The organism is Rhodococcus pseudokoreensis (genome assembly GCF_017068395.1).
Taxonomy (GTDB): Bacteria; Actinomycetota; Actinomycetes; order Mycobacteriales; family Mycobacteriaceae; genus Rhodococcus_F; species Rhodococcus_F pseudokoreensis.
This window is the reverse complement of the sequence record NZ_CP070619.1, coordinates 1,189,815-1,212,443: the sequence shown is the minus strand read 5'-3', so window position 1 is coordinate 1,212,443 and position 22,629 is coordinate 1,189,815. Positions and strand designations below refer to the sequence as shown.

Annotated in this window: 17 protein-coding genes and 2 pseudogenes; 7 read left to right on the top strand and 12 right to left on the bottom strand. The window is 68.6% G+C overall.

Annotated features, from left to right (window positions below):
* Positions 1-36: 36 nt before the first annotated feature.
* From JWS13_RS11020 to JWS13_RS11005, 4 genes are all read right to left on the bottom strand, one after another.
* Entirely contained in the window at positions 37-1,827 is a 1,791-nt protein-coding gene (locus JWS13_RS11020) for an AMP-dependent synthetase/ligase (RefSeq protein WP_206005575.1), read from the bottom strand.
* Between the two features lie 139 nt (positions 1,828-1,966).
* Positions 1,967-2,671 carry a heme peroxidase gene (locus JWS13_RS11015; RefSeq protein ID WP_087558999.1) on the bottom strand — a complete coding sequence of 235 codons (705 nt, stop codon included), beginning with the start codon at positions 2,669-2,671 and terminating at the stop codon, positions 1,967-1,969.
* Positions 2,672-2,770: 99 nt separating this feature from the next.
* Complete coding sequence (locus JWS13_RS11010) at positions 2,771-3,400, bottom strand: phosphoribosyltransferase (RefSeq protein ID WP_206005574.1); 630 nt, start codon at positions 3,398-3,400, stop codon at positions 2,771-2,773.
* A 59-nt stretch (positions 3,401-3,459) separates the two neighbouring features.
* Entirely contained in the window at positions 3,460-4,257 is a 798-nt protein-coding gene (locus JWS13_RS11005; protein WP_206005573.1) for a carbon-nitrogen hydrolase family protein, read from the bottom strand.
* Between the two features lie 109 nt (positions 4,258-4,366).
* Here JWS13_RS11005 and JWS13_RS11000 point away from each other — a divergent pair, with 109 nt between their 5' ends.
* Positions 4,367-6,133, top strand: coding sequence for a DEAD/DEAH box helicase (locus tag JWS13_RS11000; RefSeq protein ID WP_124392264.1), 1,767 nt, complete (start codon positions 4,367-4,369; stop codon positions 6,131-6,133).
* 34 nt (positions 6,134-6,167) lie between these two features.
* Here the strand turns inward: JWS13_RS11000 and JWS13_RS10995 are convergent, their stop codons facing one another.
* Positions 6,168-6,797: a hypothetical protein gene (locus JWS13_RS10995; RefSeq protein ID WP_124392265.1), complete on the bottom strand. Its 630-nt coding sequence runs from the start codon at positions 6,795-6,797 to the stop codon at positions 6,168-6,170.
* An 87-nt stretch (positions 6,798-6,884) separates the two neighbouring features.
* Positions 6,885-7,436, bottom strand: a complete 552-nt coding sequence (locus tag JWS13_RS10990) for a DinB family protein (RefSeq protein ID WP_206005572.1) — start codon at positions 7,434-7,436, stop codon at positions 6,885-6,887.
* A 185-nt stretch (positions 7,437-7,621) separates the two neighbouring features.
* Here JWS13_RS10990 and treS point away from each other — a divergent pair.
* Positions 7,622-9,479, top strand: a pseudogene (gene treS / locus JWS13_RS10985) (maltose alpha-D-glucosyltransferase).
* Positions 9,476-10,879 carry a maltokinase N-terminal cap-like domain-containing protein gene (locus JWS13_RS10980; protein WP_206005571.1) on the top strand — a complete coding sequence of 468 codons (1,404 nt, stop codon included), beginning with the start codon at positions 9,476-9,478 and terminating at the stop codon, positions 10,877-10,879. Before treS ends, JWS13_RS10980 begins: the two are co-directional and overlap by 4 nt.
* Here the strand turns inward: JWS13_RS10980 and JWS13_RS10975 are convergent.
* The 5 genes and pseudogenes from JWS13_RS10975 to JWS13_RS10955 form a co-directional block, all read right to left on the bottom strand.
* The gene (locus JWS13_RS10975) at positions 10,860-12,758 is read right to left on the bottom strand and encodes an ABC transporter ATP-binding protein (RefSeq protein WP_206005570.1); all 1,899 of its coding nucleotides are present in this window, start codon (positions 12,756-12,758) and stop codon (positions 10,860-10,862) included. The genes JWS13_RS10980 and JWS13_RS10975 overlap by 20 nt on opposite strands.
* 102 nt (positions 12,759-12,860) lie before the next feature.
* On the bottom strand, positions 12,861-13,463 hold the full coding sequence (locus JWS13_RS10970) for an AMIN-like domain-containing (lipo)protein (RefSeq protein ID WP_206005569.1): 603 nt from the start codon (positions 13,461-13,463) through the stop codon (positions 12,861-12,863).
* Between the two features lie 24 nt (positions 13,464-13,487).
* On the bottom strand, positions 13,488-13,916 hold the full coding sequence (locus tag JWS13_RS10965) for a YchJ family protein (protein ID WP_206005568.1): 429 nt from the start codon (positions 13,914-13,916) through the stop codon (positions 13,488-13,490).
* Positions 13,913-15,475 carry a long-chain-fatty-acid--CoA ligase gene (locus tag JWS13_RS10960; RefSeq protein WP_206005567.1) on the bottom strand — a complete coding sequence of 521 codons (1,563 nt, stop codon included), beginning with the start codon at positions 15,473-15,475 and terminating at the stop codon, positions 13,913-13,915. The genes JWS13_RS10965 and JWS13_RS10960 overlap by 4 nt, the downstream gene beginning before the upstream one ends.
* A 72-nt stretch (positions 15,476-15,547) precedes the next feature.
* Positions 15,548-16,466, bottom strand: a pseudogene (locus JWS13_RS10955) (DUF3159 domain-containing protein).
* Positions 16,467-16,609: 143 nt separating this feature from the next.
* Here JWS13_RS10955 and JWS13_RS10950 point away from each other — a divergent pair.
* The 4 genes from JWS13_RS10950 to JWS13_RS10935 all read left to right on the top strand — a co-directional run bounded on the left by JWS13_RS10950 (position 16,610) and on the right by JWS13_RS10935 (position 21,977).
* Positions 16,610-17,383 carry an ABC transporter ATP-binding protein gene (locus tag JWS13_RS10950; RefSeq protein WP_206005566.1) on the top strand — a complete coding sequence of 258 codons (774 nt, stop codon included), beginning with the start codon at positions 16,610-16,612 and terminating at the stop codon, positions 17,381-17,383.
* 4 nt (positions 17,384-17,387) lie between these two features.
* Positions 17,388-19,919 carry an ABC transporter permease gene (locus JWS13_RS10945; RefSeq protein ID WP_206005565.1) on the top strand — a complete coding sequence of 844 codons (2,532 nt, stop codon included), beginning with the start codon at positions 17,388-17,390 and terminating at the stop codon, positions 19,917-19,919.
* A 70-nt stretch (positions 19,920-19,989) separates the two neighbouring features.
* Complete coding sequence (locus JWS13_RS10940; protein WP_241032152.1) at positions 19,990-21,171, top strand: NAD(P)/FAD-dependent oxidoreductase; 1,182 nt, start codon at positions 19,990-19,992, stop codon at positions 21,169-21,171.
* Positions 21,172-21,203: 32 nt separating this feature from the next.
* Positions 21,204-21,977 carry a glutamate racemase gene (locus tag JWS13_RS10935; protein ID WP_206005564.1) on the top strand — a complete coding sequence of 258 codons (774 nt, stop codon included), beginning with the start codon at positions 21,204-21,206 and terminating at the stop codon, positions 21,975-21,977.
* On the opposite strand, the gene JWS13_RS10930 is transcribed toward JWS13_RS10935, so the two are convergent.
* On the bottom strand, positions 21,965-22,618 hold the full coding sequence (locus tag JWS13_RS10930; RefSeq protein WP_206005563.1) for a TetR/AcrR family transcriptional regulator: 654 nt from the start codon (positions 22,616-22,618) through the stop codon (positions 21,965-21,967). The two genes, JWS13_RS10935 and JWS13_RS10930, sit on opposite strands and share 13 nt — an antisense overlap.
* Positions 22,619-22,629 lie beyond the last annotated feature (11 nt).

Sequence of the window (22,629 nt, the reverse complement as noted above, 5' to 3'; positions counted from 1 at the left end):
AGGGACTCCGTAGTCACTCACGGGCGGCGGAGCCGCTTACGCGTAGATGGCCTCGATGGCCGCGCCGTGCTCCTTGTGGATGACGTTGCGCTTGAGCTTCAGCGTGGGCGTGAGCTCACCGGTCTCCTGCGTGAAGTCGACCTCGAGGATGCGGTACTTCTTGATCCGCTCCGGGTTGGACACCTTCTTGTTGCCCTCGGCGACGGCCTCGTCGATCTCGGCGACCAGGTCGGGGTTCTTCACCAGTTCGGACACCGGGGTGTCGGCGGCCAGCCCGTGGCGTTCCTTCCAGCCGGGGAGGGTCTCGGAGTCGAGGGTGATGAGTGCGCCGATGAACGGCTTGCCGTCGCCGACCACGAGGCACTGGCTGATCAGCGGGTGCGCGCGGAGGGCGTCCTCGAGGACCGCGGGCGCGACGTTCTTGCCGCCCGCGGTGACGATGATTTCCTTCTTGCGGCCGGTGATCGAGATGTAGCCCTCTTCGTCGATCGAGCCGAGGTCGCCGGTGTGGAACCAGCCGTCCCGGATCGAATCCGCGGTGGCCTGATCGTTGTGCCAGTACCCGCCGAACACGACGGGACCCTTCAGCAGCAGTTCGCCGTCCTCGCCGATCTTCGCGGCGTGGCCGTCGATCGGCTTGCCGACGGTGCCGACCTTCTGCGCGCGGGTGGTGTTCACGGAGATGGCGGCGCTGGTCTCGGTGAGACCGTAGCCCTCGTACACCGGGACGCCGATGCCGCGGAAGAAGTGACCGAGGCGGGCGCCGAGCGCGGCGCCACCGGAGACGGCGCGGTCGCATTCGCCGCCGAGCGCGGTGCGCAGCTTCGAGTAGACGAGCTTGTCGAACAGGGCGTGCTTGAGTTTGAGGCCCAGCCCGGCGCCGCCGGTGTCCTGCGCCTCGCTGTACGCGATCGCCGTGGCGGACGCCTTCTCGAAGATGCTGCCCTTGCCGCCGTCGTACGCCTTCTGCTTGGCGGAGTTGTAGACCTTCTCGAACACGCGCGGCACCGACAGGATGAAGTGCGGCTTGAACGCGGCGAACTGGTCGAGCAGCGTGGTGAGGTCGGCGGTGTGCGCGACCGTGACCTTGGCGTCGAACGCCCCGAACGAGATGGCGCGGGCGAAGACGTGCGCGAGGGGCAGGAACATCAGGGTGCGCCTGCCCGCGTACATCGCGTCGCTGAGCGCCAACTTCACGGCGGCGGACTCCGCGTAGAAGTTGGAGTGCGTCAACTGCACGCCCTTGGGGCGGCCCGTGGTGCCCGACGTGTAGATGAGGGTTGCGGGGGACGACGCGCGCACCTGGTGGCGACGCTCGTGCAGCTGCTCGTCGGTGACGCTCTCGCCGCGCTTCGACAGTTCCTCGATCGCGCCCGCACCCTCGATCTGCAGGACCTCGCGCAGGTCCGGGGCGGCCTCGGTGACGACCTTCAGCGCGTCGGCCTGCTTCGCGTTCTCGACGACGAGCAGTGACGTGCCGGAGTCCTCGAGGATCCACTTGGCCTGATCTGGTGCGGACGTTTCGTAGATGGCGACGGTGCACCCGCCTGCCGTCCAGATTGCGTAGTCGATGACGACCCACTCGTACCGGGTGGCGGAGAGGATCGCGACGCGGTCACCGAGTTCGATGCCCGACGCGATGAGGCCCTTCGCGACGGCGGAGACCTGCTCCGCGAACTCGGCGGCGGTGACGTCTACCCAGCCACCGTTGCCCGGGCGCTTGAACGGAACGAACCTCGGGTCTTCCTCGGCATGACGGAAGACCGTGTCCGCCATGGAGGCGTCCTCCGGAATTGAGAACGACTGCGGTACCGAGAATTCACGCACTATGACCCCTCCACTGAAACGACATGACGGATGTGCATTCGATCACATTTGTCCTAGTTTCGCACCAGGGCTGATGTCCGTTATGTGTATTTCTGTTTTGACCAGCGGAGATTAGTGTAACTCGACGTAAACTGATAACTCAGGCGGCCTCTTCGAGACGGCGCGAGTTCGCGGACAGCCAGCGCCGGATCGCATAGTTCAACTGGTCGGGATCGACCCCGAGTTCCGTCGCGGTCGCCGCGAGAATCTCCTCGGCCAGGCCGTCGTCGGTGGCTTCCGAGATGCCGAGCGCGCCGCTGATGAAGACGTCCGCCACCCGATTCGGCCGCACGCCGGGGATGCCGGCGAGCATCAGGAAGTGCGCCCACGTGACGTCGCTGCTCTCCCCGCACACCTCGATCCACGCGTCGTGGATCTGCTCCAGGGCGGCTTCGTCCCTGGCGGCCTCGAGGAGGTCGTCGATGCTGTTGATGCGGAGCTGGTGTAGTCGCTCGGCCGCCAGCTGGATGTGACGCGCCTCGATCGGCACGCCGGTGGCGGTGTACCGCCGCTTGTACGAGCCGACCTTGCCCGCCCACTGGTCCGAGCTGCCCGCCTCCTCGAATGTGCGGAGGAGGTCGCGGGCGCCATCGGTGAGGGGCTGATCGGGGTGCGCCCGCCGATATGCCAGGTAGCGGTCGACGACGGCGACCTCGCTGTGCCCGGCACTCGACTGCACCGATTCGATGATGCAGAGCGCGAGGCTGTGCCGGTAGGCATCGGAGGTGACCCAGCCGGACGGGTCGCCCAATCGGTCGCGGCACGCGGTGACGACGGTTTCGACGGTATCGGCAGAGACGGTCACGAGATCCTCCAAAGGCAGTCTGTTCTGTGCTCTGTCCGGTGTATCGACAGGGCCTCCGGGAACGTTGCACTGGAGCTGAAGATTCCTCGAGAACGACCGTCAGCGGGGCGTCAGCAGGTCTGTGACCTCGCTGTCCGAGAGTTGATGAAAATCGGCGTACGCGTTGCCGACGCCGCCGAGATCGGCTGGGGTGTAGGGGCAGACCACCTCATCGGCGGTCACGCGCAGCCTGCCGACTGCCTCGGGCGCGGCCACCGGGACCGCGACGATCACCCGGGCCGCGCCCAGCTTCTTCACCGACTGGCAGGCCACCGCCGCGGTCGCGCCCGTGGCCATGCCGTCGTCGACGAGGACGGCGACGCGGCCCCTCAGCGACGCCCGCGGTTTGTTGCCACGCAGCACCCGTGCCCGCCGCTCGAGTTCGTGGCGCTCCTTCGCCTCCACCATGGCGAGCGAGACCTTGCTGACCCGGGCGATGCGGAGAACGTCGTCGTTGATCACCCGGGATTCGCCCTCGCCGATCGCGCCCATCGCGAGTTCCGGCTGCCACGGCACACCCAGTTTGCGGACGAGCACGACGTCGAGGGGTGCCGACAGGGCAGCTGCGATCTCGAATGCGACGGGGACGCCGCCGCGCGGCAGGCCGAGCACCACCAGGTCGGTTCCGCGCAGGTGGTCCAGCGCGGCGGCCAGTCGGCGACCGGCGTCGGCGCGACTGGTGTAGAACATCGAACGCTCCGTGATCGTGAAGAACGGTTCGTCTCCGACGCTACTCCCGATCGGGCCGCTCAGATCTCGCTGACGGTGAATCGGCGCAGGGCGAGGGCGGGGTTCTTCTCCCGCACCTCGGTGATCCGCTCCGCGTCGACCGTCGCGACCGCGGTGCCCACCCGCTCGCCGAGCGACACGAGCGTCACACCCATCGGGTCGACGATCATGCTGTTCCCGGCCCCGGTGCGCGCGCTCTGATCGGCGGCCGCCACGTACACGGTGTTCTCGATGGCGCGCGCCCGGATCAGGGTCGACCAGTGATCCTCCTTGAGCGGTCCGGGCACCCACTGCGCAGGCAGCAGCAGCACGTCGGCTCCCGCGTCGACGATCCGCCGGGTGACCTCGGGGAACCGGAGGTCGTAGCAGGTCTGCATGCCGAACGTGAGGCCGTCGACGGCGAAGGTCTCCGGGGCGCCGATCTCCCCGGCGCGGATGACGTCCGATTCCTTGTAGCCGAATGCGTCGTACAGGTGGAGTTTGCGGTACGTGGCGACGATGTCGCCGCCGGGTCCGAGCGCGACGAGGGTGTTGGAGATGCGATCGTCGCCGGGCAGCGACTCGTTGACGCCCGCAACCAGATGGACGTCGAGTTCCTTCGCGGTCGCGGCCAGTCCGCCGACGAACTCGCCGTCCAGGGCCTCGGCCGATTCGACGATCCGCTCGTCGGTTCGGGGCGCCGTGAACATCGCGTATTCCGGCGCCACCACCACCTTCGCGCCGCGGCCCGCGGCCTCGGCGGCGAGCGTGCGGACCGTGCGCAGGTTCTCCTGCTTGTCCTGACCGGGAGCGAACTGAATGACAGCGACATCGACCATGCCGTCCACGCTAGGCGACGACGCCGCGGCGGGTCTCTCCCGTCCCGGTCGCCGCGTATTTCCGCGGCGTGGCGTTGCAGTGTGGACTCGTGCACTAAACTGCTGGTCAATGAGTGATATCGAGCGTGACCCCGAACCCCCCACTTTTGCCGACCTCGACATCGACGATCGGGTCTTGAAGGCACTGTCCGATGTGGGCTACGAGTCGCCCTCGCCGATCCAGGCCGCCACCATTCCGCCGCTCCTTGCAGGCAACGACGTCGTCGGCCTCGCGCAGACCGGCACCGGCAAGACCGCTGCGTTCGCGGTACCGATCCTCTCGAAGATCGATCTGACGCAGAAGTCGCCGCAGGCGTTGGTCCTCGCGCCGACCCGCGAACTGGCCCTGCAGGTCGCGGAGGCGTTCGGCAAGTACTCCGCCCACATCCCGGGCCTGCACGTGCTGCCGATCTACGGCGGTCAGAGCTACGGCGTCCAGCTGTCGGGGCTGCGGCGCGGCGCGCACGTCGTCGTGGGCACGCCCGGCCGGGTGATCGACCACCTGGAGAAGGGCACCCTCGACCTGTCCAAGCTCTCCTACCTCGTCCTGGACGAGGCCGACGAGATGCTGAAGATGGGGTTCCAGGAGGATGTCGAGCGCATCCTCTCCGACACCCCCGAATACAAGCAGGTCGCGCTGTTCTCGGCCACCATGCCGGGCGCCATCCGCAAGATCTCGAAGCAGTACCTGCACGATCCGGTCGAGATCACGGTGAAGTCGAAGACGTCGACGGCATCCAACATCTCGCAGCGGTACGTCCAGGTGGCGCACCAGCGCAAACTCGACGCCCTCACACGTGTCCTCGAGGTCGAGGACTTCGAGGCCATGATCATCTTCGTGCGCACCAAGCAGGCCACCGAAGACCTCGCGGAACGGCTGCGCTCGCGCGGCTTCTCGGCTGCGGCCATCAACGGCGACATCGTGCAGGCCCAGCGTGAGCGGACCATCGGCCAGCTCAAGAGCGGTGCCCTCGACATCCTGGTGGCCACCGACGTGGCCGCGCGTGGCCTGGACGTCGAACGCATCTCCCACGTCGTCAACTACGACATCCCGCACGACACGGAGTCGTACGTCCACCGGATCGGCCGCACCGGTCGCGCCGGGCGCGCGGGCGAGGCGCTGCTGTTCGTGGCGCCGCGCGAACGGCACCTGCTCAAGGCCATCGAGAAGGCGACGCGTCAGCCGCTCGCCGAGATGCAGCTGCCCAGCGTCGACGACGTCAACGCGCAGCGGGTGTCCAAGTTCGGCGACTCGATCACCGAGAGCCTGACGTCCGACAACCTGGCGTTGTTCCGCAAGATGATCGAGGACTACGAGCAGGAGCACGACGTTCCGCTCGCCGACATCGCCGCCGCCCTCGCGGTGCAGTCGCGTGACGGGGAGGCGTTCCTCATGGCGCCCGAACCGCCGCCCGCGCCCCGCCGTGAACGTGAACCCCGTGAACCCCGCCCGCCGCGCCGTTTCGACGACGGCCCCCCGACCCGCTCGCGTGGGCCGGAAGGCCAGGAACTCGCGACGTACCGCATCGCGGTCGGCAAGCGGCACCGGGTGGTGCCGGGTGCGATCGTCGGTGCCATCGCGAACGAGGGCGGGCTGCGGCGCAGCGACTTCGGGCACATCAGCATCCGCCCGGACCACAGCCTGGTGGAATTGCCCGCCGACCTGTCCAGCGAAACCCTCGAGGCGCTGCGCCGTACCCGGATCTCCGGGGTGTTGATTCAGCTGCAGCCCGATTCGGGGCCGCCGTCGGGCCGTCCGGGCCGTGGGGGCCGCGACGACCGGGCCGGTGGAAAGTTCCAGCGCGACCGGGACAACAGGAAAAGGCCGCGCGAATAGCCCTCGCGCGGCCCTGACCGGGGTCTCGAGGCGGTTACGCCGGGGGAGCGGGAGCCGGGGCGGGCTGTGCCGCCTCGGCAGGCAGCGGGCCCTCCTCGGGAACGAAGAACGAACCGACGGTCGGTAGCACGTAGCACGTGGCGTTGGTGTAGCCGACGGTGCCGAAGATCGACGCCACGACGGTGCCCGCGCCCGTCGTCACGATCTTGTTCAGCGCGGGGTAGCCGCCTTCCGTGAGCCCGTCGAGGGGCAGGATTCCGCTGGCGCCGGTGCTGGTGTTGATCCACGCGACGTTCAGTCCCGACGACTTCACGACACCGGGGTAGGCGGAGAGCGCCTGGAAGCTGATCTCGTTCGCCTTCACGGCGGCGGTCGGCCCGGTGGTGCCCGACGCCAGCGTCAGCGTGACCGGTGCGACAGTGCCGCAGCCCACGGTCGGTGCGGTGTACAGGAACGGCGTGTACTCGCCCGCGACGTCACGCAGCACGGTCGACGTGGCCAGCGCCTCGACCGCGGCCTTCTCCTCGGGCCCCACGGCCTGGGTACGCAGTTCCGCGAGTCCGGGGACGTCGGGGGTGGCCGGGTCTGCCGCTGCCGTGCCCGCGAGGCCGAAAGCCGCGATACCGACCGTTGCCACCGCGATCGTGCGTCGCATCACGCTCATACCGTCCACCTGAACTCCTCGTTGTCTAGTCCGGGCCGCTCTGCAGCGCCGCCCGAGCGGAGAATTTACCCGAGAGCGGGGAATCAGTCAGGACCAGCTACCGCCGCCGGCCAGCGTATCGGCCCGCGCGCCGTCGAGGGACTGCCGGATCACGTCGGCGTGACCGGCGTGCCGGGCGAGTTCCTCGATCTGGTGGAGCAGCATGTAGCGGACCGTGAACACGACGCCCGACGCCATCCACTGCGCGACGTCGGCGGGCAGGTCGACGTCGCGGTCCAGGTCGGTTTCGGCGGCGACCGCGGCCTCGGTGGCGCGCTGGGCGGCGTCGAAGCGGGCGAGGAGGACGTCGATGGTCTCGTCCTCGGCGACGTTCCATGCCGCCATCCACGCGGCCACCGGATCGTCGCCGCCACCGCGCGGGGTCCCGGTGATGCGGGCGGTCATCGCCTCTTCGCCGTCGATCACGTGTTTGAGGACGGACGCCAGACTCATCTCGCTGGCGCTGGGCACGCTGCGGACCTGCTCCTCGGTCAGGCCGGACACCGCGTTGCGGAACGCGGTGCGCTGGTTGTCCAGCATGAGGAGCAGGAGTCCGCGCTCGTCGGAGATGGGGGCCGGGGTGCTGGGTGTCTCGTTCATGTATTCAGTGTTGCGCGGATAGCGGACACCTACTGTCCTCGATCGGGGAGTTGTCGAGATCTTCGGCGGGCGTCGCGTCCGGCCGGTCGCGTTCCCAGCGGCGCGGGCGGACCCGCCCTACGATCGGAACAAGTGTCCGGGGAACGTCCTTAGTTCCTGTGATCGAGTCGCAAACCGAGGTGCTTATGCCCCTGGAAGATTCGTCGTCCGCCCACGTCGACCCGTCCCGTGAAGGTGCCGTCCCGCCGGAGCACGACCTGGAAGGCCACATCATCGAGGCCCGGTCCGAGGACTTCTTCCACGCCCGAGAACTGCAGGTCGACAACGAGTGGTTCAAGACCGCGGTGTTCTACGAGGTGCTGGTCCGCGCGTTCTTCGACTCCTCGGGCGACGGAACAGGCGATCTCCGGGGGCTCACGTCGAAACTCGACTACCTCTCCTGGCTCGGCGTCGACTGCCTGTGGCTGCCGCCGTTCTACGACTCGCCGCTGCGCGACGGCGGCTACGACATCCGCGACTTCCGTGCCGTGCTGCCGGAGTTCGGGACGGTCGAGGACTTCGTCCAGCTCTTCGATCAGGCGCACCGCCGGGGGATCAGGGTCATCACCGACCTGGTCATGAACCACACGTCCGACACCCACGCCTGGTTCCAGGAGTCACGCAACGATCCCGACGGCCCGTACGGCGACTTCTACGTCTGGTCCGACCGCGACGAACGGTACCCGGACGCGCGGATCATCTTCGTCGACACGGAGACGTCCAACTGGACGTGGGATCCGGTGCGCAAGCAGTACTACTGGCACCGCTTCTTCTCCCATCAGCCGGACCTGAACTACGACAATCCCCGACGTCCAGGACGCGATGATCGACGTGCTGCGTTTCTGGCTGGACCTCGGAATCGACGGTTTCCGGCTGGACGCGGTGCCCTACCTGTTCGAGCGGGAGGGCACCAACTGCGAGAATCTGCCCGAGACCCACGCGTTCCTCAAGCGGTGCAGGGCAGTCATGGACGCCGAGTACCCGGGGCGGGCACTGCTCGCCGAAGCCAACCAGTGGCCGTCGGATGTGGTCGAGTACTTCGGGGAGCCGGACGTGGGGGACGAATGCCACATGGCGTTCCACTTCCCGCTGATGCCACGCATCTTCATGGCGGTGCGACGGCAGAACCGGTTTCCGATCTCCGAGATCCTCGCGCAGACCCCGCCGATTCCGAGTTCGTGCCAATGGGGAATCTTCCTCCGGAACCACGACGAGCTGACGCTCGAAATGGTGTCGGACGAGGAGCGCGACTACATGTATTCCGAATACGCGCAGGACCCGCGGATGAAGGCGAACATCGGCATCCGGCGGCGCCTCGCGCCGCTGCTCGAGAACGACCGCAACCAGCTCGAGCTGTTCACCGCACTGCTACTGAGCCTGCCCGGTTCGCCCGTCCTCTACTACGGTGACGAGATCGGCATGGGCGACAACATCTGGCTCGGCGACCGGGACTCGGTGCGGACGCCGATGCAGTGGACACCCGACCGCAACGCCGGATTCTCTCGCGCCGACCCGGCGCGAATGTATCTGCCGGTCATCATGGACCCCACGTACGGTTATCAGTCGGTGAACGTCGAGTCGCAGATGAATTCGACCAACTCGTTGTTGCACTGGACCCGCCGGCTGATCCAGGTCCGCAAACAGCACCCGGCGTTCGGGACGGCCTCGTTCACGGAACTCGGCAGTGCGAACCCGGCCGTCCTGTCGTATGTGCGGGAGACCCCGCCGAGCGAGGACCGCCCGTACAGCGACGTCATCCTGTGCGTCAACAATCTGTCCCGGTTCCCGCAGGCGGTGATCCTGGACCTCACGCAGTTCGCCGGCCGAATCCCCGTGGAGCTCACCGGCTCCGTTCCCTTTCCCACGATCGGGGACGACGGGTACATGATCACGCTCCCCGGTCACGGTTTCTTCTGGTTCGCGCTGCAACCGGATCCCAAATCCGACGGCGTAGTGAGCGGACACCCGGTCAGCAGTGAAGCGGAACAGGCGGTGCAGCAGTGAACGGACCCACCAGTGGACGCATTCCCGACGAGACCCTCGAGCGGCAACTCGTGCAGTGGTTGCCGGACCGGCGGTGGTTCGCCGGCAAGGGCAACACGATCGCGGCGGTGCGGATCCTGCTCCGCCACGAGTTGACGTCGGTCTTCGGGTTCTCCGCCGAGCACCTGCTGGTGTCGGTGGAATTCGAGGCGGGCCCGGCGCAGGTGTACCAGGTGCCGCTGGGGTTCCGCAGTCATCTGCCCGAGGATCTCGAACCGTGGGCGCTGCCGGCCGGCGACGGCAACGCCATGATCGCGTACGACGGACTGCACGACGCCGAGGTCATCACCCTGTACGCGGACCTGCTGGCCGAGGCGCAGGGTTCCGGGCCGGTTCGGTTGAAGACGGTGCCGGGCACGGTGATCGAACCGGGACTGCGTGGGCGGACGCTCGGCGCGGAGCAGTCGAACACATCGGTGGTGCTGGGGGAGAAGCTGCTGATGAAGATCTTCCGCCTGGTCACCCCCGGGGTGAATCCCGACGTGGAACTCCATCTGGCGCTCGCCGGCGCGGGCAGTGAATACGTGGCCACGCTGCGGGCGTGGATGGAGACCGATGTGTCCGGGATTCTCACCACGCTCGCGATGGTGCAGGACTTCGAGGCCAATTCGGCGGACGGGTGGAGCATGGCGCTCGGCAGCGTCCGCGACCTTCTGATGGAGGCGGATCTCCACGCCGCGGAGTTGGGGACGGACTTCGCCGGTGAGTCCCATCGGATGGGCGCCGCCGTCGCCGAGGTGCACTCGACGCTGGCGCGTGCGCTGGGTGCGGAGGAGCGGCAGGTGGCGTCGACGACGGTGGAGGCGATGACCCGCAGACTGGCCGCCGCCACCGCGATCGTCCCCGAACTGGGGGAGGTGGCCGCCGCGGTGCGGGACAAGTTCGCCGAGGCGGAAGCGCTGGGCGCCACCGCGGTCCAGCGGATTCACGGAGACCTGCACCTCGGTCAGGTGCTGCGGACTCCGGAGCGGTGGCTGCTCATCGACTTCGAGGGCGAGCCCGCCAAGACGCTCGACGAGCGCCGGGAACGGGACAGTCCGTTGCGGGACGTCGCGGGAATGCTGCGGTCCTTCGACTACGCCGCGCACCACCTGCTGGCCGATTCGGTGCCGATGGGGGCGATGGGAGCGGCGTCGCAACGGGACTTCCGGGCGAGGGAGTGGGCGCAGCGCAACGCCGACGCGTTCTGTGACGGCTATGCCTCGGTGTCGGGCACCGATCCACGAGAGGCGGCGGCGTTGCTCCGGGCCTACGAACTCGACAAGGCGGTGTACGAGACGGTGTACGAGGCGAGGAACCGTCCGAAGTGGATCGGCTTGCCCCTCTCCGCGATTCGCAGACTCACCGCAGCACCTCGGTGAGGGCCGGGGACGAGACGGTGCCCGTGTCGAACTGAGTCCGGTACAGCTCTTCGTACCGGCCCCCCGCGGCGAGCAGTTCGGAGTGGGTGCCGCGTTCGACGATGCGTCCGGCCTCGACGACGAGGATCAGATCAGCCGCGCGCACGGTCGACAACCGGTGCGCGATCACCACGGCGGTGCGGCCGGTGAGGGCCTCGCCCAGTGCCTCCTGCACGGCGGCCTCGGACGTGGAGTCGAGGTGCGCCGTCGCTTCGTCGAGGATGACCACCCGCGGATGCGCGAGCAGCAGGCGGGCGATGGTCAGCCGCTGGCGTTCGCCGCCGGACAGCCGGTAGCCGCGTTCGCCGACCACCGTGTCGAGGCCGTCGGGAAGGGCGGCGACGAGTTCGGTGAGTCGCGCCCGGTCCAGGACCTCCGCGAGTTCCGCCGGCGTGGCGCCGGGGCGGGCGAGCAGGAGATTCGCCCGCACGGTGTCGTGGAAGAGGTGCCCGTCCTGGGTCACCATTCCGACGGTGGCCCGCACGGAGTCGGCGGTCAGGTCCCGCACGTCGACCCCGCCGAGTTTCACCGAGCCCGCGTCCGCGTCGTAGAGCCGGGGAACCAGTTGGGCGATGGTGGACTTGCCGGCCCCGGACGATCCCACCAGGGCGATCATCTGCCCGGGTTCGGCGCGGAACGACAGTCGGTGCAGCACGTCGACGCCGCCGCGGGTGTCGAGGGTCGCGACCTCTTCGAGTGACGCCAGCGACACCTTGTCGGCCGAGGGATACGCGAACTCCACGCAGTCGAACTCCACCGACACCGGGCCGTCGGGCACCGCGACCGCGTCGGGCTTCTCCGCGATCAGGGGCTTCAGGTCGAGGACCTCGAAGACGCGCTCGAAGCTCACCAGCGCGCTCATCACGTCCATCCGTGCGCTGGCCAGTGCGGTGAGGGGCGAGTACAGGCGGGTCAGCAGCATCGCCATCGCGACGACCGCTCCCGCGTCGAGTTGTCCGCGCAGTGCGTAGAACCCGCCCAGTCCGTAGACGAGGGCCAGCGCGAGTGCCGAGACGAGGGTGAGCGCGGTGACGAACACCGACTGCAGCATGGCCGTGCGGACGCCGATGTTCCGCACTCGCCGCGCACGGACCGCGAATTCGGCGGACTCCTCGGAGGGACGGCCGAACAGTTTGACGAGGGTGGCGCCCGGCGCCGAGAACCGCTCCGTCATCTGCGTGCTCATCACCGAGTTGTGGTTGGCCGCCTCACGATTGAGTTGCGCGAGCCGCGCGCCCATCGTGCGGGCGGGCAGCACGAAGATCGGCAGCAACAACAGTGCGCACAGCGTGATCTGCCAGGAGATCCCGATCATCACGATCAGCGTGATGCCGAGCGTGACCAGGTTGGACACCACACCCGACAGGGTGTCGCTGAACGCGCGCTGCGCACCGATCACGTCGTTGTTGAGGCGGCTGACCAGCGCGCCGGTGCGGGTGCGGGTGAAGAAGGCGATCGGCATCCGCTGCACGTGGTCGAACACGGCGGTGCGCAGGTCGAGGATCAGGTCCTCGCCGATGCTCGCCGACAACCACCGCGTCCACAGCGCGAGTGCGGATTCGAGGACGGCGATGACCGCGATGAGCGCCGCGAGACGCACGATCACGGACAGCGCGTCGCCGCCGACGATGGCGTTCACGACGCGGCCCGCCAGCACCGGGGTGGCCACGGCCAGCGCGGCCGTGACGACGCTGAGCAGGAGGTACCACGCGAGGTTGCGGCGGTGCGGGCGGGCGAAACGGGCGATCCGCCGCAACGTCGTCCGGGAGAAGGGGCGTCGATCTTCCTGGGCGTGCATCGCGTTGTACATCGCGTTCCACGCCGTGACTTCCATGCTCATGCCGGCGGCCTCCTGTCGCTGTCCCCCCACGGTAGAGCCGGGGTATGACACGACCGTAAAACCTCAACTTTACTCGAGGTCAAGTCGCGGGCACGGGAAGCGTCACTTCGCGATGTCGACGACCACCCGCGTCGGATCGGACAGCGTGGACACCGTGAACGGACGGCCGGGCGCGGTCACGCCGATGAACGACTGCGTGACGCCCTCGAACACGAGCGCACCGTTGACCTCCGTCACCGTTCCGCCGGGAACACCGGGCACCGGATTGGGGCCCGCGTAGCCCTCCACGTCGCTGTCGAACGGGTACGCCGAGCCGTCGATCTGCACCTGCAGGATGCCGTTGCCCGACACCGGGATCGTCTTGCCGCTGCCGTCCTGCACGGCCTGGTCCACGTATTCGACCCGCCATCCCGGGGTGCCCTTGCCGCCGAGTTCGTACACCACGCGGTCGAATCCCTCGTGCCCGCCGACGCGGACGTCGGTGACGGTGAGTTTCGCGGACTCGGACGCCGCCGACGACTTCGGCGACGCGTCGGTCGGGATCGGTGCCGACTCGGATTCGAGTGCACTGCTGGTGGTGGCCGCGGCAGCAGGTGACGTGGCCGCCACGCTGCTGGCGGAGTTCGACTCCGAGCATCCGGTGAGCGTCAGGGCCAGCGCGCAGGCGGCGAACGCGGCGAAGGGACCGATCCGGTGGTTGATCATGATCCGATCGTAAGCCGGGGCCGATCAGAGTCGCGGGAGCCCCGGGCGTGGCGTCGCGATCGCGTCCAGGTACAGCCAGTTGCCGTCCTCGCGGACGAATCGGCTGTTCTCGTGCAGCGATTCGCGGTGTCCGTCCAGTACGTAGTGGGCACGGAACTCGACGGTGCCGGTGGTGTCGAGCAGACCGCCGCCGGTCGTGCCCAGGATGTCGAGACGGGTCCAGCGCTGCTCCGGGTCGAGGTCCAGATCCGCGGGCCGCGTGCTCGGATGCCACGTCGCGAGGAGGTAATCGGCGTCCAGCACGGCGAACGCGCTGAACCGGGATCGCATCAGGCGTTCGGCCGTGGGCGCCTTCGCCTCGCCGCGGTGATACCTCCCGCAGCACTCGTCGTACGGTTCACCGAGCAGGCAGGGGCATCGAACGGTCACGGTCCCAGTATGGACGGCGGTCACACCAGCTTGTGGGTGCGGTCCTTCCAGTACGGTGCGCGCAGTTCCCGCTTCAGGATCTTGCCGGTGGGGTTGCGCGGCAGCAGGTCGACGACGTCGACCGTCGTCGGGCACTTGAACTTCGCCAGGCGCTGACGGGTGTAGTGGATCAGTTCGTCCGGTTCGATGCTGATTCCGGTCACCGGCACCACGACGGCCTTGACCGTCTCACCCCAGTGGTCGTCGGGCACGCCGATCACCGCCACCTCCGCCACCGCCGGGTGTTCGACGAGGACCCGCTCGATCTCGGGGGAGTACACGTTCTCGCCGCCGGTGATGATCATGTCCTTCAGCCGGTCCTCGATGAACACGAAACCGTCGGCGTCCGCGCGGCCCATGTCGCCGCTGCGCAACCACCCGTCCGCGGTGATCGCCTCCGCCGTCGCCTCGGGCTTGCCGAGATAGCCGGGCGTGCGCTGGTCCGACCGCCACCACAACTCCCCGGTCTCACCGGTGGCGACGTCCTCGGCGGTGGCCGGGTCCACGATGCGCATCTCCACACCGGGAATGGGCCGTCCCGCCGACGCCATCCTCGCCTCCTGCGACTCGTCGCGATGCACGTCCGGCAGGAGTGCGGTGACCACACCCGCGCACTCGGTCATTCCGTACACCTGGACGAATTCCGCGTTCGGCCAGGCGGCGAGCGCGCTGCGCAGCAACGGCAGCGGCATCGGGGCCGCGCCGTACGTGATGCGGTGCAGCGCGCCGAACGCGGCCACGGCCTGCTCGCCCGCGGCGAGCACCCCGGCGATCACCGGCGGCACGAGGAACGCGATGTTCGCACCGGCCGCGAGCGCACCGAACAGCGACGGGGCGTCGGCCTCCCTCGTGAAATGGCAGCGGGCGCCGGCGTGCACACCCATGATCGCGTAGCAACTCCCGCCGACGTGGAACAGCGGCATGGCGACGAGCAGACAGTCGTCGTGCCGGGCGGGCAGGATGTCGAGCACCGCGACGCTGTGGGCGATCAGGTTGCGGTGCGTCAACTGAACGCCCTTGGGCCTGCCGGTGGTTCCCGAGCTGTACAGGATCAACGCGGTGGCATCCGCGGCCACCTCCGGCCTCGACGACAGGACGGACGCCTCGGCGAGCCACGGCTCGAACTCGTCGTGCTCTCCGCCGACGGTGATGATCTGCTCGATGCCGGTCAGCCGGTCCCGCAACGCCATGACCTGCTGGAGGAACTCGTTGCCCACGAACAGGATTCGAGCCTTGCAGTCGTTGATCACGTAGTCGAGTTCCTCGCAGGCCAGTCGCCAGTTCGGCACTGCGGCCGCCGCGCCGAGGAGGGAGGCGGCGTAGGTGACCTCGAGGCAGGACAGGTGATTCTTGTCGACGAACGCGACCGTGTCGCCCGCCCCGATTCCGCCCTCCGCCAAGGCCCCCGCGACGTGCAGGATCCGGTCGTGCCACCCGGACCACGTGTAGTCGGCGCCCTGGAACTGCACGGCGACGTCGTCCGGTCGAACCTGCGCCCAGTGCGCGAGTCGGTCGAAGATGATCTCGTTCTCGGCGTCCGACATGCGCCCACCTCTCGTCTGTGACGTCAGTCACATCAGGCTAGTAGCCGGTGCTCCGATCAGTGACGTTTTGCCTCATGCGGACGAACTGCTCCGGCTCTGCGTGCCCGCGCGCCGCAACGCCGCACTGCCGAGGGCGCCGACCACGATCAGCGTGATGCCCAGCCAGTCGGGATCGTTGTCGGTGACGAGCATCGCGATCCCCACGCCGATCACGTACGGCGGCAGGAAGTCGAACAGTTTGACGAGCGGCGGAGCCACCTCTTCCGGTTCCCCGGGTTCCCGTGGCGCCTGCGCGCTCGCCACGTCCGGGTACCACTCGGTGAACGACAGCGCGAACAGCAACGCCCCGATCGGAATGATCCAGCCCGTCCAGAAATTGTCCGGCTGATCGAGGACGAGGTCGCCGTACAGTCCGGATGCCGCCGACACCGTGAAGGACAGCGCCCACACCAGGGTGATGAGCTGGTTGACCTTCAGGAACAGTGGAGAGGTCCAATACTCCTCTGGGGTGGTCTCTTTCGCGTACGGCAGGGTGAACGGATTGCGCAGCAACAGCGAGCCGAACGCGAACGCGACGAGCGCCAGACTCGACATCTCGCCCGACCACTTCTCCAGCCAGGTGATCAGGCTGTCGGAGGCGAACAGACCGATCACGGCGAGGCAGCCGAAATAGACGATGTCGAACACTTCCATGGGTTTGAGGCTTCCGCCGCGGCGGTGGCTGAGGAACAGGAACAGGATCGACAACCCGAGAGCGGTGGCGACCGATTCCTCGAACCGTCCGGGGCCGGACAGCAGCGACATCACGATCCACGGCGCGAGGCCGGCGAACGGTGATTGGAGGAACGCGTCGACGAACCGCGATCCTGCCCGGGGTTTGGGGGGTTCGATGGCCATGAGGGCTCTCCTTCGCACCGGCGATACCGGAATTCTCCCAGTTCGGCACATCCGTCGTGGGCGTTTCCGGCCGGGTCGCCGTGTCCGGGATCACGTCCCCACTGACCCGAGATCAGGGTGGTCCCTGATGGCGGGCCGCCGCGGGTGTCGACAAGATGGAGGAGTGCGCCACGCGTGCACCGTCCCGGCCCGTCACCACGGGGCCGGACCGCTACAAGAGAATGACGAAAGGCGATCATGAGCACGCATGCCCCCGCTGTCGCTGCCCGTGCTGTCGAGCTGTCCAAGACGTACGGCACCGGCGACACCCAGGTCCACGCGCTCAGCGCGGTATCCGCGGAGTTCGCCCGTGGTGAGTTCACCGCGATCATGGGACCGTCCGGTTCCGGCAAGTCGACGCTGATGCACTGCCTGGCCGGGCTCGACGCGGCCAGTTCGGGTTCCGTCCTCATCGGCGACACCGAGTTGACGACGCTGACGGACAAGCAGATGACGCAGCTGCGACGCGACCGGATCGGCTTCGTGTTCCAGGCGTTCAACCTGGTTCCGACGCTGACGGCGCTGGAGAACATCACCCTTCCGCTGGACATCGCGGGCCGCAAGCCGGACGCCGCATGGCTGGAGAGCGTGCTGACCAAACTCGGCCTGAAAGACCGTCTCGAACACCGCCCCGGCGAGTTGTCCGGAGGTCAGCAGCAGCGCGTCGCGTGTGCCCGCGCACTCGCCGGGCAGCCGGAGATCATCTTCGGCGACGAGCCCACCGGCAACCTCGACTCGAAGTCCTCCGGCGAGGTGCTGTCGATCCTGCGCGCGGCGGTGGACGAATTCCACCAGACCGTCGTCATCGTCACCCACGACCCCCGCGCGGCCGCCTACGCCGACCGGGTGGTGTTCCTCGCCGACGGCAAGATCGTCGACGAACTGCGTGACCCGACGGCCGATTCGGTCCTCGACACGATGAAGCGACTCGACGAGCCCGCCCACGCCCTCACGTCCGACGCGGCGGTCTGACCGCATGGCGTCCACATCCGGTGCGCCGATGCGCAAGGTGTCGCTGCGCAACCTGGCGGCACACAAGGTCCGGCTGGCACTGACGGTGCTGTCCGTGGTGCTCGGCACCGCGTTCGTCGCCGGTTCCTTCGTTTTCACCGACACCCTCCAGAAGACGTTCGACTCGATCTTCGAGAACACCGCGCAGGGCGTCGACGTCCGGGTGTCGCCCGAGGAGCGCAACTCCAGCGGGGTGCCCCTCGCAGACCTCGACACCATCTCCGCTCTGGACGGGGTGCGCGCGGTGGCCCCGGCCGTCAGCGGGCAGATCGTCCTCATCGACTCCGACGGCGCCGCCGTCCAGACGGGCGGTGCGCCGAGCATCGGGGAGTCGTACCTGCCGCCGGGTCAGGCGCTCGGTGAACCCGACGAGTACGTGCAGGGAACCCCGCCCGCGCAGGCCGGCCAGATCGCAGTCAACGCCAGTGCCGCCGAACGCGCACAACTCGCGGTCGGCGACACCACCAAGGTCCTCGTGCCCGCCCGCGGCATGATCGACGTCACCGTGTCCGGCATCTACGACACCGGAAACGAGACCGGTGGCTTCATCGGCGCCACATTCGTCGACTCGCAGGCCCGGGAACTGTTCACCGACGGCAAGCACGTCGAGTACATCGACGTCGCCGGGACGGGTGAGTCGCAGGGTGACCTGCGCGACGAGATCGCCGCGGCGCTCCCCGACGCGAAGGTCCAGACCGGCGACGAGGTGCGCGAGGAGACCAAGGCACAGGTGACGGAGGCGCTGAGCTTCATCAACTACTTCCTGCTCGCGTTCGGGGCGATCGCGCTGCTCGTCGGCACGTTCATCATCTACAACACGTTCTCGATGATCGTCGCGCAGCGCCTGCGCGAACTCGCACTGCTCCGGGCGATCGGCGCGAGCCGCAAGCAGGTGGGGCGTTCCGTCGTCTTCGAGGCCCTCGTGGTCGGCGTCATCGGCAGCGCGATCGGGATCGCCGCCGGCGTCGGCCTGGCCTACGGACTGCGGGCCCTGCTGAACGCGTTCGACGTCGGACTGCCCGAGGGTCCCCTGCAGGTGGGTCCGCGCACGATCCTCATCGCCCTCGTGGTCGGCGTCCTCGTGACGACGGTCAGCGCGTACGCGCCCGCCCGGCGCGCCTCCAGGGTGCCGCCCGTCGCGGCGATGCGCGAGGAATTCGCGTCCACCGGCGATTCACTGCACGTGCGCACCATCGCCGGTGCGGTCCTCGGTGTCCTCGGAGTCGTGGGACTCGTGATCGGTTCGCGGGGAACGGGTGGCGGTGCGGCCGCCGTCGTCGGTGCCGGCGCGCTCGGTCTGATCCTGGCCGTGCTGTTCGCCGCCCCCGCGTTGTCCCGGCCGATCGTCGGGGCGCTCGGAGCGGTACTGGCCAAGCCGTTCGGCCCGGTCGGGCGCCTGGCCCGCACCAATGCCGTGCGCAACCCCCGCCGCACCGCCGCCACCGCGTTCGCGCTGACACTCGGACTGATGCTCGTGTCCGTGATCGGGGTGTTCGGCGCGTCCGCGAAGGCCAGCGTCAACCAGCTCGTCGACTCGGGGGTGTCCGCCGACTACGTGCTCACCGGCCCCAACCAGATCGGCGTGCCCAGCGGCGCGGCGAGAGCCGTGCGGAACCTCGACGACGTCCAGAGCGCGGCCGCCCTGCACCCGGTGTCCGTGACGGTCGACGACGAGCGGGAGCAGGGTGCGTCGCTGGACGGACCCCTCGACGGCGTCCTCGACTACAAGCTCGTCGAGGGCGGTGCCGACCTCACCGGCAACCACCTCGTCGTGTCCCAGACCACGGCCGCGCAGAAGGGCTGGACGCTGGGGACCACCGTCCCCATGACGAGCGCCGACGGAAAGGTCGTGGACGCCGAGGTCACCGGCGTCTTCGAAGACAACCAGCTGGTCGGCGACTGGCTCGTGTCGGACGAGGTGTACCGGCAGGTCATGCCCGCCGCGACCATCCCAGATCTGGCGGTGCTCATCGACGCGAAGCCGGGTGCGGACCTGACGCAGCTACGCGCCGACCTCGAATCCGCGACCAAACAGTTCGTCGTGGTGCAGGTGCAGGACCGCGAACAGTTCAAGGGAACGCAGGGCCAGCAGATCGATACGCTCCTCGCGATCCTCTACGGACTGCTCGCACTCGCCGTCGTGATCGCGATCCTCGGCATCATCAACACGCTCGCGCTGTCGGTGGTCGAGCGCAGGCGGGAGATCGGCATGCTCCGCGCGGTCGGAATGCAGAGGTCCCAGATGCGCCGCACGATCTACCTGGAGTCGATGCTCATCGCGGTGTTCGGTGCAGCGGTCGGCGTGCTGCTCGGCATCGCGTTCGGCTGGGGCTTCGTGAGCACCCTGAAGGACCAGGGGCTCGGCCAGGTGACGGTGCCGTGGGGGCAGGTCGTCGCGATGCTCCTCGGATCCGGTGTGGTCGGTGTGTTCGCGGCACTGTGGCCGGCGAGCCGCGCCGCCCGCACCCGCCCGCTGGAGGCCATCGCCGACCTCTGACCCGTGAGTACTTGTCAACCGCCCGCGGTTGACAAGTACTCACGGGGCGCGCAGCGCCTAATGTGTTGGCGTGCAGAAAATTGTGATCGTCGGGGCGGGCCTGTCGGGCCTGCGCACCGCGGAGGAACTCCGGCGTGCCGGATTCGAGGATGACCTGATTCTTCTGGGAGGTGAACCGCACCTTCCCTACGACCGCCCGCCGCTGTCGAAGGAAGTGATGCGCGGGGAGAAGAGCGACACCACGCTCAAGCCGCGCGAGTTCTTCGACGAGAAGGACATCGAACTGCGGCTGGGGGTCGAGGCCGCCTCGGTGGACACCGAATCCCGCATCCTGAGACTCGCCGACGGCAGCGAACTCGGCTACGACGAACTCGTCATCGCCACCGGTCTCGTGCCGCGGCGGATCCAGGGACTGCCGGACCTCGCGGGCGTCCACGTTCTCCGGTCCATCGACGAGAGCCTGGCGTTGCGCGCGGACCTCGCCGAGGGCAGGCGGGCGCTCATCGTCGGGGCCGGATTCATCGGCTGCGAGCTGGCGGCGAGCATGCGGGCAGGCGGGCTCGACGTGGTGCTGGTGGAGCCGCAGCCGACGCCGCTCGCGTCCGTGCTCGGCGAGAAGATCGGGGGGCTCGTCGCCCGGCTGCACACAAACGAGGGAGTCGACCTGCGCGCCGGTGTCGGGCTCACCTCACTGGTGGGCACCGACCGGGTCACCGGGGCCGTCCTCGGTGACGGAAGCGAGGTGGACGTCGACGTCGTGGCGATCGGGGTCGGCTCGGTCCCGGTCACCGCGTGGCTGGACGGCTCGGGCGTCGAACTGGACAACGGTGTGGTGTGCGACGGCGTCGGACGCACGGCGGTCCCGCACGTGTGGGCGGTCGGCGACGTGGCGGCGTGGCAGCTGCAGGTGGGCGGCCGCAAGCGCGTCGAGCACTGGAGCAACGCCGGGGAGCAGGCGAAGATCCTCGCCGGGGCGCTGACCGGCACCGGTGACGAGAACGCCGCAGCTCAGGTGCCCTATTTCTGGAGCGATCAGTACGACATCAAGATCCAGGCCCTGGGCACGGTGGCGGCCACCGACGAGGTGCACGTGATCAAGGACGACGGCCGCAAGTTCCTCGCCTACTACGAGCGGGACGGCATCCTGGCCGGTGTCGTCGGCGGCGGGATGGCGGGCGGTGTCATGAAGATGCGGGCCAAGATCGCGGCGGGAACTCCGATCGGCGAGGTCCTCGAGGCCGCGTCGGCGTAGGAGCCGGGCCGGGGGCGCGATAGATTCTCCGGGTGATTGTTGCGCTCATCGACTCGGGTCTCGGCATGCTGCCGACGGCGGCGTGGCTGCGCAAGTTGCGACCCGAACTGGATCTGATCCTCGCGCTGGATCCGGACGGGGCCCCGTGGGGTCCCAAGCCGGAGCAGTGGGTGATCGACCGCGTTCTCGCGACCGCGCAGCGCAGCGTCGACCGCGGCGCCGAGGTGATCGTGCTGCCGTGCAACACGGCGAGCGTCGCCGCGCTCGACCACGTCCGGGAGTTCGTCGGGCCGCAGGTTCCGGTCGTCGGGACGGTTCCGGCGATCAAGCCGGCCGCCGCCGCGTTCGAGTCGGTGGCCGTCTGGGCGACCGCGGCGACGACGGCGAGCCGGTATCAAGCCGATCTGATCGAGAAGTTCGGGAACGGCAGTTCGGTGGTGGGGGTCGCGTGCCACGGTCTCGCGGAGGCCATCGACCGGGGTGAGCGGGAGGCTGCGATCGCTGCCATCGCGTCCGCCGTGGAGCGGACGCCCGGCGACGTCGGCGGGGTGGTGCTGGGCTGCACCCACTATCCGTTGATGGCCGACGAGATCGCGGCGCAGCTGCCTGCCGGGGTGCGGTTGTTCGACAGCGCCGAGGCGGTGGCGGCGCAGACCCTGCGCCGCATCGACTCGCTGAACCGGCCGAGCACGGGGGAGGGCACCGTCGAGGTGTTCCTCAGCGGCAGGCCCGGACGGCTGCCCGCGAGCGCGGAGGCGTTCCCCGCCGGTCAGCTACTGGCCGCGGGAAGATCTCAGCCGAGCTGAACCATCCCGGCCGCCACCACCCGTGCGACGTTGCCGAGTTCCTCGCCGTGTTGTCGCGGCAGGTCGTCGAGGTCGTGCAGGCGGTCGTTGCCCGCGACGGAGAACATCGCGGCCACCCACGCCGTCGCGCACGCCCGGAGCGTCCCGGGTTGCACGGGGTACGGCGAACTGGCCTGCAGCAGTCGCTCGGTGATGTCGCTGAGGTAGTCGCGGAACCGTCTCAGGTGGGCGCGGACGTCCGGGTGGGTCTCGGCCTCGCGCCAGATGATCACCCGCATCACCGACGAGTGGTGATCGCGCAGATTCAGTGCGGCGTCGAGGTTGACGAGGCTGGCGGCGGGGTCGCCCGGAGTCACCAGGGGGCTCACATCGCCGAAGGGTTCGGTCGGCAGTCGCTCGGACAGCAGTGCCAGGAGGATGTCGGTCTTGGAGGGGAAGTAGTAGAACACCAGTCCTTTCGGGACGTGTGCGGCAGAGGCGATCGATGCGGTGGACGTGGCATCGAATCCGTGTACGGCGATGAGGGATTCGGCGGCGTCGAGAATCAACTCCCGGGCGTCGCCGTCGATCTTCGCGCTGCGCCGTCGCCTGCCTTTCCGCGGTTGGGGGCCACCGGGCTTTCCGAGATGGGGTACTGGCATGGGCCTTTCCC

Coding starts and splice junctions, on each gene's coding strand:
- JWS13_RS11010 (WP_206005574.1), bottom strand. CDS start 3,400: ATGTTCTACACCAGTCGCGCCGACGCCGGTCGCCGACTGGCCGCCGCG.
- JWS13_RS11005 (WP_206005573.1), bottom strand. CDS start 4,257: ATGGTCGATGTCGCTGTCATTCAGTTCGCTCCCGGTCAGGACAAGCAG.
- JWS13_RS11000 (WP_124392264.1), top strand. CDS start 4,367: ATGAGTGATATCGAGCGTGACCCCGAACCCCCCACTTTTGCCGACCTC.
- JWS13_RS10995 (WP_124392265.1), bottom strand. CDS start 6,797: ATGAGCGTGATGCGACGCACGATCGCGGTGGCAACGGTCGGTATCGCG.
- JWS13_RS10990 (WP_206005572.1), bottom strand. CDS start 7,436: ATGAACGAGACACCCAGCACCCCGGCCCCCATCTCCGACGAGCGCGGA.
- JWS13_RS10975 (WP_206005570.1), bottom strand. CDS start 12,758: ATGAGCATGGAAGTCACGGCGTGGAACGCGATGTACAACGCGATGCAC.
- JWS13_RS10970 (WP_206005569.1), bottom strand. CDS start 13,463: ATGATCAACCACCGGATCGGTCCCTTCGCCGCGTTCGCCGCCTGCGCG.
- JWS13_RS10960 (WP_206005567.1), bottom strand. CDS start 15,475: ATGTCGGACGCCGAGAACGAGATCATCTTCGACCGACTCGCGCACTGG.
- JWS13_RS10950 (WP_206005566.1), top strand. CDS start 16,610: ATGAGCACGCATGCCCCCGCTGTCGCTGCCCGTGCTGTCGAGCTGTCC.
- JWS13_RS10945 (WP_206005565.1), top strand. CDS start 17,388: ATGGCGTCCACATCCGGTGCGCCGATGCGCAAGGTGTCGCTGCGCAAC.
- JWS13_RS10930 (WP_206005563.1), bottom strand. CDS start 22,618: ATGCCAGTACCCCATCTCGGAAAGCCCGGTGGCCCCCAACCGCGGAAA.